This window comes from Sphingopyxis macrogoltabida (assembly GCF_001314325.1).
In the GTDB taxonomy this organism is placed as follows: Bacteria; Pseudomonadota; Alphaproteobacteria; order Sphingomonadales; family Sphingomonadaceae; genus Sphingopyxis; species Sphingopyxis macrogoltabida.
In genome coordinates this window covers 4,906,513-4,921,844 of record NZ_CP009429.1, presented here as the reverse complement: position 1 = coordinate 4,921,844, position 15,332 = coordinate 4,906,513, and the positions used below count along the sequence as shown (strand labels likewise).

Annotated in this window: 15 protein-coding genes; 9 read left to right on the top strand and 6 right to left on the bottom strand. The window is 66.8% G+C overall.

What is annotated here, in order from left to right:
- Nucleotides 1–70: 70 nt before the first annotated feature.
- A complete protein-coding gene (locus LH19_RS23745) occupies nt 71–1,033 on the top strand; it encodes a patatin-like phospholipase family protein (RefSeq protein WP_054732164.1) in 963 nt (320 codons plus the stop codon).
- 261 nt (nt 1,034–1,294) lie between these two features.
- On the opposite strand, the gene rpmG is transcribed toward LH19_RS23745, so the two are convergent.
- The 4 genes from rpmG to LH19_RS23725 form a co-directional block, all read right to left on the bottom strand.
- Nucleotides 1,295–1,462, bottom strand: a complete 168-nt coding sequence (gene rpmG, locus LH19_RS23740; RefSeq protein ID WP_003042331.1) for a 50S ribosomal protein L33 — start codon at nt 1,460–1,462, stop codon at nt 1,295–1,297.
- A 218-nt stretch (nt 1,463–1,680) separates the two neighbouring features.
- A complete protein-coding gene (locus LH19_RS23735) occupies nt 1,681–2,415 on the bottom strand; it encodes an energy transducer TonB (protein WP_054732162.1) in 735 nt (244 codons plus the stop codon).
- 145 nt (nt 2,416–2,560) lie between these two features.
- Nucleotides 2,561–3,871, bottom strand: a complete 1,311-nt coding sequence (locus tag LH19_RS23730) for a glutamate--tRNA ligase (protein ID WP_054732160.1) — start codon at nt 3,869–3,871, stop codon at nt 2,561–2,563.
- A 35-nt stretch (nt 3,872–3,906) separates the two neighbouring features.
- Entirely contained in the window at nt 3,907–5,571 is a 1,665-nt protein-coding gene (locus tag LH19_RS23725) for an NAD+ synthase (protein WP_054732159.1), read from the bottom strand.
- 145 nt (nt 5,572–5,716) lie between these two features.
- Between LH19_RS23725 and LH19_RS23720 the strand changes: the two genes are divergently transcribed.
- The 5 genes from LH19_RS23720 to rplT all read left to right on the top strand — a co-directional run bounded on the left by LH19_RS23720 (nt 5,717) and on the right by rplT (nt 8,509).
- The gene (locus tag LH19_RS23720; protein WP_054732157.1) at nt 5,717–6,652 is read left to right on the top strand and encodes a ribose-phosphate pyrophosphokinase; all 936 of its coding nucleotides are present in this window, start codon (nt 5,717–5,719) and stop codon (nt 6,650–6,652) included.
- A 4-nt stretch (nt 6,653–6,656) separates the two neighbouring features.
- A complete protein-coding gene (hisN, locus tag LH19_RS23715; RefSeq protein ID WP_054732155.1) occupies nt 6,657–7,439 on the top strand; it encodes a histidinol-phosphatase in 783 nt (260 codons plus the stop codon).
- A gap of 20 nt (nt 7,440–7,459) precedes the next feature.
- Complete coding sequence (locus LH19_RS23710; protein ID WP_054732153.1) at nt 7,460–7,810, top strand: GFA family protein; 351 nt, start codon at nt 7,460–7,462, stop codon at nt 7,808–7,810.
- A 116-nt stretch (nt 7,811–7,926) separates the two neighbouring features.
- The gene (gene rpmI, locus LH19_RS23705; protein WP_037555449.1) at nt 7,927–8,130 is read left to right on the top strand and encodes a 50S ribosomal protein L35; all 204 of its coding nucleotides are present in this window, start codon (nt 7,927–7,929) and stop codon (nt 8,128–8,130) included.
- Nucleotides 8,131–8,143: 13 nt separating this feature from the next.
- Nucleotides 8,144–8,509, top strand: coding sequence for a 50S ribosomal protein L20 (gene rplT, locus LH19_RS23700; protein ID WP_054589714.1), 366 nt, complete (start codon nt 8,144–8,146; stop codon nt 8,507–8,509).
- A gap of 81 nt (nt 8,510–8,590) precedes the next feature.
- Here rplT and LH19_RS23695 read toward each other — a convergent pair whose 3' ends face one another.
- Nucleotides 8,591–9,115: a hypothetical protein gene (locus LH19_RS23695; protein ID WP_145923582.1), complete on the bottom strand. Its 525-nt coding sequence runs from the start codon at nt 9,113–9,115 to the stop codon at nt 8,591–8,593.
- A gap of 377 nt (nt 9,116–9,492) precedes the next feature.
- On the opposite strand from LH19_RS23695, the gene LH19_RS23690 reads away from it, so the two are divergent.
- From LH19_RS23690 to pheT, 3 genes are all read left to right on the top strand, one after another.
- Nucleotides 9,493–10,404: a helix-turn-helix domain-containing protein gene (locus LH19_RS23690; protein WP_234716017.1), complete on the top strand. Its 912-nt coding sequence runs from the start codon at nt 9,493–9,495 to the stop codon at nt 10,402–10,404.
- Nucleotides 10,405–10,547: 143 nt separating this feature from the next.
- Complete coding sequence (gene pheS / locus LH19_RS23685) at nt 10,548–11,648, top strand: phenylalanine--tRNA ligase subunit alpha (RefSeq protein ID WP_054732148.1); 1,101 nt, start codon at nt 10,548–10,550, stop codon at nt 11,646–11,648.
- Entirely contained in the window at nt 11,645–14,041 is a 2,397-nt protein-coding gene (gene pheT / locus LH19_RS23680; RefSeq protein WP_054732146.1) for a phenylalanine--tRNA ligase subunit beta, read from the top strand. The genes pheS and pheT overlap by 4 nt, the downstream gene beginning before the upstream one ends.
- 74 nt (nt 14,042–14,115) lie before the next feature.
- Here the strand turns inward: pheT and LH19_RS23675 are convergent, their stop codons facing one another.
- Nucleotides 14,116–15,243 (bottom strand): dipeptidase, encoded by a 1,128-nt coding sequence (locus tag LH19_RS23675; RefSeq protein ID WP_054732144.1) that lies wholly within the window; start codon nt 15,241–15,243, stop codon nt 14,116–14,118.
- Nucleotides 15,244–15,332: the final 89 nt, after the last annotated feature.

Sequence of the window (15,332 nt, the reverse complement as noted above, 5' to 3'; positions counted from 1 at the left end):
GCCGAACCTTCCCCTTCGCGGCACGTCCGATATGCGGTAGACTGTCCCCTTCCGAAAAGGAGAGGCGGACATGGCAGGCGGTCTCGCAATCGTGCTCAGCGGCGGGGGCGCCAAGGGCGCGTTCCAGGTCGGCGTCGTCCACGAACTCGTCGTCAACCGCGGCGTCCGGATCGACATCGTCGCCGGCGTCTCGACCGGCGCGATTCAGGCGCTGGGGGTCGCACAGGACGATGTGCCGCGCCTGCTCGACACCTGGCTCGGGCTTCGCGGCAATGCGTCGATCTACAAGGAACGGCCGCTCGGTGTCGTCGGCGGCATCCTCGGCGAGAATGCGATCTACGACGCCGCGCCCCTGAAACGCCTGCTCAAGGATTTCGCCGACGAGGAAAAATTGCGCACCGCCGGGCGCAAGCTGCTGCTCGGCGTCGTCAACCTCGGCACCGGCACCTATCGCAGCATCGACGAAAGCGTGCCCGGCATCCACAACTGGGTCTATGCGAGCTGCGCGATGCCGCTCTTCTTCGATCCGCTGAAGACGCGCGCCAGCGACGGCACAGAGGAACAATGGGTCGACGGCGGGGTACGCGACGTGACGCCGCTCAGCGCAGCGCTGGAGATGAACCCGCGCGGCGTCATCGCGGTCCGCGCCTCGCCCGCGCCGCAGCCGGGGCCCATCCGCACGTACAAGAATCTGATCAAGATCGGATTGCGCGCGGTCGATATCCTGCAATCGGAGGTATCGGCGAACGACCTCGCCGGCGCGGCGCTGATCAACGATCTGATCGCGGCGCGCGAGGCGCAGCTTCGCGTGCTCCAGTCCGAAGGCATCGGCGGCGCGCAGGCGGCGCGCATCCTCCGCCCGCTCGACGTCCAGATATCGCGCTATCGCTTCGCGCCGATCCGGATCATCGAGCCCGAGGCGGAATTTTCCGAAACGCTCGAATTCGATCCCGCGAAAATCCGCGCCGCGATCGACGCCGGACGCCGCGCCGTCGAGCGCGAATGGGAGGCGCTGGAACCGCTGCTGAGTTGAACGGCGGGAAGCGGTCGGTTGCGGACCTTTTTCATTCGTCATCCCGGACTTGATCCGGGATCCATAGCTGCGCCGTCGTCATGGATCCCGGATCAAGTCCGGGATGACGAAAGCGGGGGAGGTAAGTCCGCTTCTCACCCCGGGCTCCCTCATGCGCCACGCACGAAAAAGGGCGGCGCAATCGCCGCCCTTCTGGATCCCGGATCACGTCCGGGACGATGCATTTTCACACAGCGCGCCATCAGCGCACGGGAAAATGCGTCACTTGATCTTGGCTTCCTTGAACTCGACGTGCTTGCGCGCACGCGGGTCGTACTTCCGCACCGACATTTTTTCGGTCATCGTGCGGGGGTTCTTTTTCGTCACATAGAAAAAGCCCGTGTCGGCGGTGCTCACCAGCTTGATCTTGACGGTCGTCGGCTTGGCCATGGCCCTGTTCCTCGAAAAATCTTCGCACCTGCCGCCGGGGCGGACGATGCGGCGGGACGCGGGCCCCGGCTGCTGCTCTGAAAAAACAGAGAGGGCCGCGCGCAGGCGCCGCCCCCAACTATCCGCGCGCCTCTGACGGGATTCGGCGTCACTGTCAAGCAAAAGGAGCGGGCGGACGGCACCCGGCCGCCCGCCCGGGAGGGGTCCCGAATACCGGGTCAGCCGTTCCTGATCTGGAAGCGCACGGTCATTTCCTTCCAGCTTTCCTCGGCGACCCCGCCGCGCGTCGCGGCTTTGAACCGCCATTTCGCCAGCGCGCGCCGCTTCGTCGCTTCGAAGAAGGCGGGATTGCCGCCGCTCACTTGTTCGACCGCCTTCACCCGCCCGTCGGTGCCGATCAGCACCCGCACCGTCACCACGCCCTCGATCCCGCCACGCTGCTCGCGCGCCGGATATTCGGGCTGGAACGATCCGGCATAGCGCGAATCGAGCTGTGCGAGCACCAGCTTCGGCGGGGCCGGGGGATCGACCGAAACGGGAGGGCCCGGCGGCAAGGGCCGCGGATCGATCACGACCGGTCCCTTATCGACGAAGACATCGCGGATCGGCGTCGTATCGACGAGGGGGTCGACCGTTTCGGTCGGCTGCGAAGTCCTCGGCTGCGTCTGCGGCTCGGCTCTGGGCTTCGGCGGCTCGGGCTTGTCGGGCTTCGGCAGGAAAATGGTCGTCCAGGGCTTGTCCGCCGTGCGCGGCGGTTCCTTGATGATCATCGGCGACAGCGCGACTGCGACGACCAGCGCGGCGGGCAGGCCGACGGCCAGCAGCGCGGCGACAGGACGGTGTCGGTTACCGGCGCCATAGCTGTCGCGCGGCGAAAGCATCAATGGACCGGCGGGTGCCGGCGCCGTGCGGGGCGTCGCGGCGAGCGCCGAAATCATGGGTATCAGGGTCATGGCATCTCTCCTTGCCTTGGGTGACCCGGCCCCGCTGCGTATCGACCGCCGCTATCGGCCAAGCCATAGCAATGAGATAATATAACGTTACAGATATTGTCAAGCGGCCTGATCGGCAAAGTCCGCCACGATCGAGCGCGATGGATCAGCCGGCGGAAAGCCGCTCCACCGCCTGATCCTTCGCGATCAGCGGCAGCAGTTCGCCCATATCGGGACCATGATCGCGCCCGGTCAGCGCGCGGCGCAGCGGCAGGAACAGCGCGCGGCCCTTGGCGCCGGTCGCCTCTTTCGCGGCGCCGGTCAGCGCGTGCCAGGGGTCGGCGCCCCAGTCGATGCCGGGCGCCGCGGCAGCCGCGGCGGCGAGCACCGGCCGGTCGGCCGCCTCCGCGGCCGGGGGCGTAAAGGGCCCGTCGAACACCGCGACCCACTCGGCCGCTTCGGCGACCGTCGCCAGATTCGGCCGGATCGCTTCCCAGCGCGCGGGCGTGATCGCGGCGGGCAGCCGGCCGGCGACCGCGGCATGGCCGGTGTGGTGCAATATCTTCTGATTGAGCAGCGCGAGTTCGGCCTCGTCGAAGCGCGCCGGGGCACGGCCGAAGCGCGCGAAATCGATGCTCTCGACCAGCGCGGCGACATCGGTCACCGGCTCGACCGGGTCGCTTGTCCCCAGCCGCGCGAGCAGCGCGACGAGCGCGATCGGCTCGATGCCCTCCTCGCGCAGGCTCGCCATGCCGAGCGAACCGAGCCGCTTCGACAATTTGCCTTCGGTGCCGACGAGCAGCGCCTCGTGCGCAAAGGCGGGCGGTGTCGCGCCCAGCGCGTCGAACATCTGGATCTGCGCCGCGGTGTTCGACACATGGTCCTCGCCGCGCACCACATGGCTGATCCCCATCGCGATATCGTCGATCACGCTCGGCAGCAGGTAAAGCCAGCTTCCGTCGGCGCGGCGGACGACCGGATCGGACATGGTCTTTGGATCGAAATGCTGCGGCCCACGAACCATATCGGTCCATTCGATCGGCGCGTCATGATCAAGCCGGAAGCGCCAGTGCGGTGCGATGCCGTCGGGCACCGGCGCACCGTCGGGCTTGCGTTCGTAAACCGGCGGCAACCCGCGCGACAGCAATATCTTGCGGCGGATGTCGAGTTCCTCGGGCGTCTCGTAACAGGCATAGACGCGCCCCGCCGCCTGCAGCTTCGCAAATTCGGCCTCATAGAGGTCGAAGCGCGCCGATTGCCTTTCCTCGCCATCGACGTCGAGCCCCAGCCAGCCCAGGTCGGCGCGGATGCCCTCGACATATTCCTCTTTCGACCGCCCGAGGTCGGTGTCGTCGATGCGCAGCAGGAAGCGGCCGCCATGTTTCCGCGCCCACAGCCAGTTGTGGAGCGCGGTGCGGACGTTGCCGACATGCAGGCTGCCGGTCGGCGAGGGGGCGAAGCGGGTGGTGACGGTCATGGCGCGCCTATAACCTTTTTCGCGCTGATGGCGAATCAGGCGGTGCGGAACCCGTGCGTGATCGGATAGCGCCGGTCGCGTCCGAAATTGCGCGTCGACAGCTTGACCCCCGGCGGTGCCTGCCGCCTTTTATATTCGGCGAGCATCAGCAAGCGCTCGATCCGCACCACCGCGTCGCGGTCGAAACCATATTTCGCCACCACATCGTCGACGCTCGCTTCCTCCTCGACGAGCATGTGGAGCATGCGGTCGAGATCGGCATAAGGCGGCAGGCTGTCCTCGTCCTTCTGGTCGGGGCGCAGCTCGGCGCTCGGCGGCTTGGTGACGATGTTCGCCGGCATCACCGGCGTCACGGGGTTGCGCGACAGGCGCGGGATATTCGCGTTGCGCCACGCCGCGAGCGCGAAGACGGTCATCTTGTACGCATCCTTCAGCGGGTTGTAGCCGCCGGCCATGTCGCCATAGATGGTCGCGTAACCGACGCTCATCTCGCTCTTGTTGCCGGTCGTCAGCAGCATCGGGCCGAATTTGTTGCTGAGTGCCATCAACGTGACGCCGCGGATGCGCGACTGGACATTTTCCTCGGTGATATCGACGTCGCGGTCGGCGAAGCTGCCCGCGAGCATCGCGTCGAACGCTTCGACCGCGGGTACGATCGGGATCGTATCGAGCTTGCAGCCGATCATCGCGGCGCAGCCGGCCGCGTCGTCGAGGCTTTCCCGACTGGTAAAGCGGCTCGGCAGCATCACGCACCAGACCTTGTCGGGGCCGAGCGCATCGGCGGCGATCGCCGCGCAGATCGCCGAATCGATCCCCCCCGACAGGCCGAGCACGACGCCGGGGAAGCGGTTGCGTTCGACATAATCGCGCAGGCTCACGATCATCGCACTATAAATGTCGGCGGGATGCGCTTCCCATTCGGCGATCGCCCCCGCGTCGCAGGTCCAGCCGCCAGCACCTTTCGTCCAGCGCGTCACGCGCTCCTCGGGCTCCCAGTCGGTCAGCCGATGTGCGGTCGAACCATCGGCATTGAGGATGAACGAACAGCCGTCGAACACCAGCTCGTCCTGCCCGCCGATCCGGTTGAGGAAAATCAGCGGCAGGTTCGTCTCGTCGACGCGGCTGCGGAACACCTGCGTCAGGCGGCGGTCGTCCTTGTCGATCTCGTACGGGCTGCCGTTGACCGAGATCAGCAGTTCGGCCCCTTGATCGGCCAGATGCTTACACACCGTCGGCAGCCAGCCGTCCTCGCAGATCGGCAGCCCCAGCTTGACCCCGCGCCATTCGACGACGTCGGGCAGCGGCCCCGGTGCGAAGACGCGCTTTTCGTCGAAGGTGCCGTAATTGGGCAGCTCGTGCTTGCGCCGCGTCGCGACGATCTTTCCGCCGTCGAGCAGCGCGACGATATTATAGAGACTGTCTCCGTCCCGCTCGACAGACCCGACGAGCATCGCCGGGCCGCCGTCGGCGGTATCGGCGGCGAGTTCGGCGAGCAGCTTTGCCGCGCGCTCGGCCAGTGCGGGTTTGAGCACCAGATCCTCGGGCGGATAACCGATCAGTTGCAGCTCGGGATAGAGGATCAGGTCGGCTCGCCGGTGCCGCGCCCGGACGCCGCGCATCGCGTCGGCATTGGCGGCAAGATCGCCGACCGCCTGCGTCATTTGGGCCAGAACGATGGTGAGCGTATCGGCAGCAGTCATGGCGCGAGCCATACGCGCGTGGGCGGCGATTGCAACGACCGGCGTGACCAGCGGACAATCAGGCTGAAGATTGGCCTTCCCCTATCCGCCCCCGCTGGCTAAGGGGGCCCGCAATCCCACCCCGCGCGAAAGGGCTTCGCACCCCATGAAACTCATCTCCGGCAACAGCAACCTGCCGCTGGCCCGCGCGATCGCGGACTATCTCGAACTGCCGCTCACCGACACCAGCGTGCGCCGCTTCGCCGACGAGGAAGTCTTCGTCGAAATTCACGAAAATGTCCGCGGTCAGGACGTCTTCATCGTCCAGCCGACGAACTTCCCCGCGAACGACAATCTGATGGAGCTCTTGATCCTCACCGACGCGCTGCGCCGCGCCTCGGCGAAGCGCATCACCGCGGTCATCCCCTATTTCGGTTACGCCCGTCAGGACCGCAAACCCGGCCCGCGCACCCCGATCTCGGCCAAGCTCGTCGCCAATCTGATCACCACCTCGGGCGCCGACCGCGTCCTCGCGATCGATCTCCACGCCGGGCAGATTCAGGGCTTCTTCGATATCCCGACCGACAATCTCTACGCGGCGCCGGTGATGAGCGCCGACATTCAGGCGCGCTTCGGCGACAAGAATCTGATGGTCGTGTCGCCCGACGTCGGCGGCGTGGTGCGCGCCCGCGCGCTGGCCAAGCGCCTCGACAACGCCCCGCTCGCGATCGTCGACAAGCGCCGCGAACGCGCCGGCGAATCCGAGGTGATGAACATCATCGGCGACGTGTCGGGCCGCTTCTGCATCCTGATCGACGATATCGTCGATTCGGCGGGCACGCTGTGCAACGCCGCCGCGGCATTGAAGACCGCAGGCGCCGAGGGCGTCGTCGCTTATTGTACCCACGGCGTCCTGTCGGGCGGCGCGGTGGCGCGCGTCGATGCCAGCGAGCTGACCGAACTGGTGATCACCGATTCGATCCAGCCGACCGACGCGGTCAACGACAGCAACAAGGTCCGCGCGCTGACCGTCGCGCCGCTGCTCGGTGAGGCGATCAAGCGCATCGCCGACGAATCGAGCGTTTCATCGCTGTTCGACTGATCGCATGACGCTCGAATCCGACATCGCCCTCGCCCATCGCCTCGCCGATGCGGCGGGCGCCGCGATCCGTCCGCTGTTCCGCTCGGCCTGGGCCCACGAAGCTAAGGCCGATGCCTCGCCGGTGACCGAGGCCGACCGTGCCGCCGAAGCCGCGATGCGCCGCCTGCTCGACGCCGAAGCGCCGCGCGACGGCATCATCGGCGAGGAATATGGCGCCGAGCGCACCGAGGCGAGCCGCCAATGGGTGCTCGACCCGATCGACGGCACCGTCAGCTTCATGGCCGGGCGCCCGATCTTCGGCACGCTGATCGCGCTGCTGCAGGACGGCTGGCCGGTGCTCGGCATCATCGACCAGCCGATCGCCGGCGAACGCTGGGTCGGCGCCGTCGGGCAGCCGACTTTGTTCAACGGCCGGCCGGTCCGCACGCGGAGCTGCCGCACGCTCGGCGAGGCGGTGCTCGCGACCACCGGGCCGCAATATTTCAGCGATCACGACGGCGAGCATTTCATGGCGCTCGCCGCGAAGACCTCGCACAAGCGCATGGTCTTCGGCGGCGACTGCTACAATTACGGGCTGCTCGCCAGCGGCCATATCGACATGGTCGTCGAGGCGGGGCTGAAGCTCCACGATTTCGCCGCGCTGGTGCCGGTCGTCGAGGGGGCGGGCGGAACGATGTGCGACTGGAACGGCGATCCGCTGAATGCCGACAGCGCGGGCCATGTCATCGCGCTCGGGGATCCCGCGCGGCTCGAGGACGTTATCGAAGGACTCGCCTGCAACCACTGATCGCAAGGAAGGATGACGCCATGGCATATGAGGGAAGCTGTCACTGCGGCGCGGTGAGCTACACGGTCGAGGGCGACATTCCGGGCGAGGCGATGAGTTGCAACTGCTCGCACTGCCGCCGCAAGGGTTTCCTTTTGACCTTCGTTCCGATCGACCGCTTCCGGCTCGACAGCGGCGCCGACAGCCTCGCGTCGTACACGTTCAACAAGCATAATATCGACCATCAATTCTGCACGGCCTGCGGCTGCCAGAGCTTTTCGGTCGGCACCGGCCCCGACGGCGCGAAGATGGCGGCGGTCAACCTGCGCTGCGTCCCCGCCGCCGATCTCGACGCGCTGACTATCCAGAAGGTCGACGGGGCGAGCTTTTAAGCCTCCCGCGCTTGCAATTCCGGGCGAATCCGTCTAGGCGCGCCGCTTCCGATTGTACCGGCTGGCTGAAAGGGCTGCCAGGCCGATACGCAAACGGACTTCAAAAGGAGACCAAAATGCCCAAGATGAAGACCAAGAGCGGTGTGAAGAAACGCTTCAAATTCACCGCCTCGGGCAAGGTGAAGCACGGCGTCGCCGGCAAGCGCCACCGCCTGATTTCGCATAACTCGAAATATATCCGCACCAACCGCGGCACCAGCGTGCTCAGCGATTCGGACGCGGCCCATGTGCGCCTCTGGGCGCCCTACGGCCTGAAGTAAGGAGCGCTAGACCATGTCACGCATCAAACGCGGCGTCACCACGCACGCCAAGCACAAGCGGATCCTGGACCAGGCGAAGGGCTATTATGGCCGTCGCAAGAACACCATCCGCGTCGCCAAGCAGGCGGTCGAAAAGGCCGGCCAATATGCTTACCGCGACCGCAAGGTAAAGAAGCGGAGCTTCCGCGCGCTCTGGATCCAGCGCATCAACGCCGCGGTCCGCGCCGAAGGCCTGACCTATTCGCAGTTCATGCACGGCGTGAAGCTGGCCGGGATCGAACTCGACCGGAAGGTCATGGCCGACCTTGCGATGAACGAAGGCGGCGTGTTCACCGCGATCATCGCGCAGGCGAAGGCGGCGCTGCCCAAGGCAGCCTGACGCTTTCCAGCCGAAGCAAAGAAACAAGGGCGGTCCTGCGGGGCCGCCCTTTTTCGTTGACGGCCCCCCGCGCGAGGCGTCTCATCCGCCCTGCTTCCCTGCGCGTGCCGCCCTGACCCCGTCGACGAACTGCTTCTCGTTCACCTTCACCGCCAAGCCTTTTTTCGACAGGAAAAATGCGGCGCGCGGCATCGTGATATTGCCGTCCTTGGTGGCCAGCACCGCCCCCTGCGGCGCTATCGACTTGACCGTAGCAAGCACGGCGGCGCCATCGGCGCTGCGAACCTCCGCCCCTGGCTTCAACGCCCCGTCGACCGCCGCCGCATCGGCCTCGGCCTGCTTCAGCACCGCGACAATTTTGTCTTTTGACGCCTTCAGCGCCGGACCTTTCGGGGTCGTCACAAAAGCGTCCTTCGGGACCACGAGGCCGCTGGCGCCGATCCCGACCGCGATCCTGTCGCCGACCACTTTGACAATCCGGCCAACCTCTTCGCCATTCTGGTCGTAAACTTTGGTACCGGCGGTCCACGAAGCAGCCGGTCCCTGCGCCTGCACGGCAGGGACGGCAGTCACGGCTGCACAGCCAAGGAACAGCGCGGCGGGCAAGCCGGAAAGCTTGGACATGAGAGGCTCCTGTCAAACAGCAAGCCACCCGTGCCGCATCGGACGGGGCCGCACCAAATAGCATGCTGCCGGCCCGTGCAACGGACGCGGCGAGCCGAATGCCGGCGGCAGTGAAAAACAGGAACGGCGCGAAGGCAAGGCCCTCGCGCCGTTCCGACGATGCGAACATCGCCCCCCTCCCTCCGAACCGGTTGCCGTGGGTCGCAGAAAGCTTGCGGCCGGCGGAAGTTTCCCTGACGCTCTACACGGGGCAGCGCGCCGATGGGGTGACATATGCCGTCGCAATCATGACAAGAATTGTAAGAACCCGACACGAAGGTGCCTTAGGTTATTGTTTTTTTGCGTGAGGCGCCGCAAGCATGGACGTCATGAAGGACGCGATCCACAATCCGGGAGAGGACGCCGGCGCGCGGATCGTGACGCGTTTCTTCCCGCTATCCGAAGCGCTGAAGCCCTATGTCAGCACCATCTATCTGACCGAGATCACCCTTCCCGCCGGAACGCGGGTCGAGGATTATCTGCATCCCGAATGGGCGAACATGCGCTTCATCGATGGCGAGGCGCCGCTCGCCGGGGTCGGTGGCGCCCCGGCGGTGCCCGCCCCGCCCTTCGTCGCGACCGGCCCGACGAGCAAGGCGAGCTATTTCGCGGCGGGCAACATGCGCGCGTGGGGAATCGGTATCCTGCCCGCCGGCTGGGCGAAATATTTCGCGCTCCCGGCCGCCGAACTTGCCGACCGGTTTTGCGACGGCGCAGCGCACCCGGCCTTCGCCGCCTTCGCGCCGCTGACCGACGCGCTGCCGCGCATCAATGACGTCGATGCCGCCGCCGCGCTGATCGACGGCCATCTTGTCGGCCTGCTCGCGGGAACGCCGCGCGACGACCCCGCGATCGTCGCGGCGCATCGCGCGCTCGTCGACGACGACCTCGCCAGCGTCGCCGATCTCGCGGCGAAGCTCGCGCTCTCCGAACGGACGGTCGAGCGCCTCAGCCATCGCGCTTTCGGCTTTCCGCCCAAATTGCTGTTGCGACGCCAGCGTTTCCTGCGGTCGCTGGGGCGCTTCATGCTCGATCCGTCGATGGCGTGGATCGATACCCTCGACCACCAATATTATGACCAGGCGCAATTCACCCGCGACTTCCGCCGTTTCATGGGGATGAGCCCGCGGGCCTATGCGGCACGCCCCAAACCGATCCTCGGTGCCGCTGCTTTCGCGCGCGCCGCGGCGGCGGGAGCGGCCGTGCAGGGGCTGCACAAGCCGGCGGACTAGCCCTCAGGCCAGCTTGGAGGCTTGACCGGCGCCGCGTCTTCGGTGCAAGCGGCGGGCGGGCGCGCGCGGGCAGCCGCCGTATCCGGCAATAACGAAACAGACAGGCCGGCAGCCACAGGCGCGCCGGAGCAGGACGAACGACGATGAGCGAACTTCAGGCGATGCAGGCGCGGCTCGTGGCCGACATAGCGGCCGCCGCCGACCTCGACGCGATCGAGGCGCTGCGCGTCGGCGCGCTCGGAAAAGCCGGCAGCATCACCGCGCTCTTGAAGACGCTCGGCGGCATGAGCCCCGAGGAACGTCAGGCGCAGGGTCCCGCAATCCACGGCCTGCGCGAGGCGGTGACCGCCGCGCTGACGACGCGCAAGGCGGCGCTCGAGGGCGCGGCGCTCGAAACGAAGCTCGCCGCCGAGCGGCTCGACATGACGCTGCCCGCCGACGCGAAGCCGCTCGGCAGCGTCCATCCGGTGAGCCAGGTGATGGACGAGCTCGCCGAAATCTTCGCCGACATGGGCTTCGCGGTCGCGACCGGCCCCGAAATCGAGGACGACTGGCGCAACTTCACCGCGCTCAACATCCCCGAAACGCATCCGGCGCGCGCGATGCACGACACTTTCTATTTCCCGGCGCAGATGAACGATGCCGAGGGCCGCGCGATGCTGCTGCGCACCCACACCTCGCCGGTGCAGATCCGCACGATGATGGCGCAGGAGCCGCCGATCCGCATCATCGCGCCGGGCCGCGTCTATCGCAGCGACAGCGACGCGACGCACACGCCGATGTTCCATCAGGTCGAAGGGCTGGTGATCGATCGCGGCATCCATATGGGCCACCTCAAATGGACGCTCGAAACCTTCCTCAAGGCATATTTCGAGCGCGACGACATCGTGCTGCGCCTGCGCCCCTCCTACTTCCCCTTCACCGAACCCTCGGCGGAGGTCGACGTCGGCTATAAACAGGAAAAGGGCCGCCGCATCGTCGGCGGCAACGGCGACGACGAAGGCCATGCGTGGATGGAACTGCTCGGCAGCGGCATGGTCAATCGCCGCGTCATCGCCAATTGCGGGCTCGATCCCGACGAATGGCAGGGCTTTGCTTTCGGCGCCGGCATCGACCGGCTGGCGATGCTCAAATATGGCATGGACGACCTCCGCGCCTTCTTCGACGGCGACCTTAGGTGGCTGTCGCATTACGGGTTCGGCGCGCTGAGCGTGCCGACGCTGAGCGGGGGGATTTCGGCATGAAGATCACCCTCGACTGGCTCCGCGAACATCTCGACGGCGATTTCGCCGTCGAGGACGTCATCGCGACCCTCAACCGCATCGGTCACGAGGTGGAAGGCGTCGAAAATCCGGCCGAAAAGCTTGCGGGCTTCCGTGTCGCCAGGGTGCTGACCGCCGAGAAGCACCCGCAGGCCGACAAGCTGCAGGTGCTGACCGTCGACAGCGGCCCAGAGGTGAATGGGGGTATCCCGCTCACCGTCGTCTGCGGCGCCCCGAACGCGCGCGCCGGCCTCGTCGGCGTGCTCGGACTGCCCGGCGCGGTCGTGCCGGCGAACGGCATGGAGCTGAAGGTCGCGGCGGTACGCGGCGTCGAATCGAACGGCATGATGTGTTCGACGCGCGAGCTCGAACTCGGCGACGATCATGACGGCATCATCGAATTACCCGCCGACGCACCGGTCGGCACCGCTTTCGCCGACTATTCGGGTGCGGGCGATCCGGTGATCGACATCTCGATCACCCCGAACCGGCAGGACTGCATGGGCGTGCGCGGCATCGCGCGCGACCTCGCCGCCGCCGGGCTCGGCACATTGAAGCCGCTCGACGTCCCGACGATCGCCGGCGAAGGCGCGCCTGCAACCGAAATCCGGACCGACGATCCCGAGGGCTGTCCCGCCTTCTACGGCCGCACGATCGGCGGCGTCACGAACGGCACGGCCCCCGAATGGATGCGCCGCCGGCTGGAAGCGGTCGGGCAGCGTTCGATCTCGGCGCTCGTCGACATCAGCAACTATGTGATGTTCGACCTCGGCCGCCCGAGCCATATCTATGACCGTGCCAAGCTCGATGGCGCGCTCGTCGCACGGCGCGCCAAGGATGGCGAGATGGTCACCGCGCTCAACGGCAAGGAGTACACGCTCACCGGCACGATGACGGTGATCGCCGACGGCAGCGGCGTCCACGACATCGCGGGCATCATGGGCGGCGAACATAGCGGGTGCAGCGAGACGACGACCGACGTCCTGATCGAAATCGCTTATTTTACCCCCGAGCGCATCGCGCTCACCGGGCAGGCGCTCGGCCTGACCAGCGACGCGCGCAGCCGCTTCGAACGCGGCGTCGATCCCGCCTTCCTCGACGATGCGACGGCGATCGTCACCGGCCATGTCCTCGCGATCTGCGGCGGCACGCCTTCGGCGATCACCCGCGCCGGCACGCCGCCGGTCGGGACGCACCATATCGATTATGATCCGGCCCGCGCTGAAACGCTGGGCGGCATCGCCATCGATGCCGAGCGCCAGCGGGACATTCTCACCGCGCTTGGCTTCGGCATCATCGAACAGGGCACGCATTGGCAGGTCGCGGTGCCGAGCTGGCGCCGCGATATGGACGGCGCCCCCGACGTGGTCGAGGAAGTCACGCGCATCCACGGCTTCGACGCGATCCCCTCGACGCCGCTGCCGCGCAGCGACGGGGTCGCCAAACCGACCGCGACCGCCGACCAGCTGCTCGAACGCCGCCTGCGCCGCGCCGCGGCCTCGTCAGGCTTCCACGAAGCGGTCACCTGGTCGTTCGTCAGCGAACGCGACGCCGCGCCCTTCGGCGGCGGCACCTGGACGCTCGCCAACCCGATCAGCGAGGATCTGAAGGTCATGCGCCCGTCGCTGCTCCCCGGCCTGCTCGCCGCGGCACAGCGCAACCAGCATCGCGGCGCCGACAGCATCCGGCTGTTCGAGATCGGTCGCCGCTATCTTGCCGACGCCGAACGTCCGACGCTCGCCGTCCTGATGGCGGGCGACCGAAGCGCGCGCGGCTGGCAGACGGGCAAGGCCGCACCCTTCGACGCCTTCGACGCCAAGGCGGCGGCGCTGGCGCTGCTCGAGGCCGCCGGGGCCCCCGCCGACCGGCTGCAGGTGATGGAGCCCGTCGCCGCCGGGCAAATCTGGCATCCGGGCCAGTCGGCGACGCTGCGGCTCGGCCCCAAGGCGGTGCTCGCCGAATTCGGCGCGCTCCACCCGGCGCTGACCCGCGGTTTCGACGTCGACGGGCCGGTGATGGCGGTGCAGATCTTCCTCGATGCGATCCCGGCGAAGCGCGCGAGCGGGCCGGCGCGGCCGGCCTTTACACCGCCCGCCCTGCAATCGGTGCGCCGCGACTTCGCCTTCCTCGCCCCCGCGACGCTGGCCGCCGCCGATCTGGTGCGCGCGATCCGCGCCGCCGACAAGGCGAGCATCGTCGAGGCGCGGCTGTTCGACCGCTTTGCCGGTCAGGGCGTGCCCGAAGGCCAGGTCAGCCTCGCAGTCGAGGTCGAATTGCAGCCGGTGGAAAAAAGCTTTGCCGACGCGGAGCTGAAGGCGATTGCCGACAAGGTGGTCGCGGCGGCGGCAAAACTGGGGGCGGTGCTGCGAGGGTAATATGCCCCTCACGTCATTCTATATTCGTCATCCCGGCGCAGGCCGGGATGACGATAATATAGCGCTGTTTGCCTCTACCCGCCCCAGGTCGCGGTCAGCAGGCGCTGGAAATTGCCGCCGAGGATCGCCTTGATATTGTCGTTCGAATAGCGGCGACGCATCAGTTCCTCGGTCAGGTCATAGATGCGGCGCGGATGGTCGAAACCGTCGGTGTCGATCTTGTCGCGCCAGGCGTAGCTCGACTTCAGCATGCCCTTCATCGCCTTCTGCAACTCGGGCGGCATGTCGTCATAGCCGTGATTGTCGAGGTCGCTGCCGATCCCGACATGCTCGATCCCGACCAGCTTCACCGCATGGTCGATATGATCGACGATATTGGGCAGGGTCGTCGGTTCCTGCGCGGTCACGAAGTTGCGCACCCCCGCGATGCCGAACACACCGCCCTTGGCGGCGAGCGCCTTGATCGCCTCGTCGGTCTTGAGCCGCGGATGGTTGTTGAGCGCCCGGCAATTGCTGTGGGTGATCGCGATCGGTTTCGGCGACAGCTCGATCGCGTCGAGCGTCGTCTTGTCGCCGCTGTGCGACACGTCGATCAGCATACCGACCTTGTTCATCGCCTCGATGATCGCCACGCCATAGTCGGTGATGCCGCCGTCGACGCGCTCGGTCGAGCCCGAGCCGAGGCGGTTCTGCCAGTTATAGGTAAGCTGCGAGACGCGCTGGCCGAGCTTGTAGAAGAATTCGACATCCTCGACCTTCTGGAAATGGTCGGCGTTCTGCATGCCCATGATCACCGCGACCTTGCCGTCACGCTTGGCGCGGAGGATGTCGGCCATCTTGTCGACGCCGGTGAAGACATGGCTGTTGACCTGCACATAATGGCCCCACAGCGCATAATAGGACAGCACCTGATCGCGCGCTTCGGGGTCGCGGATGCCGACCCCCTGCAGGATCGCGTTGACGCCGCTCGTCCGATATTCCTCGGCGAGCTTGTCGGTCATCGGCGCCGGACCCTCGTCGATCAGGATCGGGTGCAACATGTCGATCACCAGCGCCTCGTTCACCAGATCGACGACGCGCTTGGGATAGGTGCGCGGCGGATAGGCCGCGCTCTCGGCGCGGACCGGGCGGCTGATGAAGGGCGCTGCGACCGTCGCGGCCAAGGCGCTGCCGACAAGCTGGCGGCGTGAGAAATCCGGCATATGACCCTCCTCGATTTTCTATTGCCAGCGTGGCTAAATCTCTCGCTGAGGAAGGTCAACGCGCAGAAAAACTGGCCTGAATGACCAGA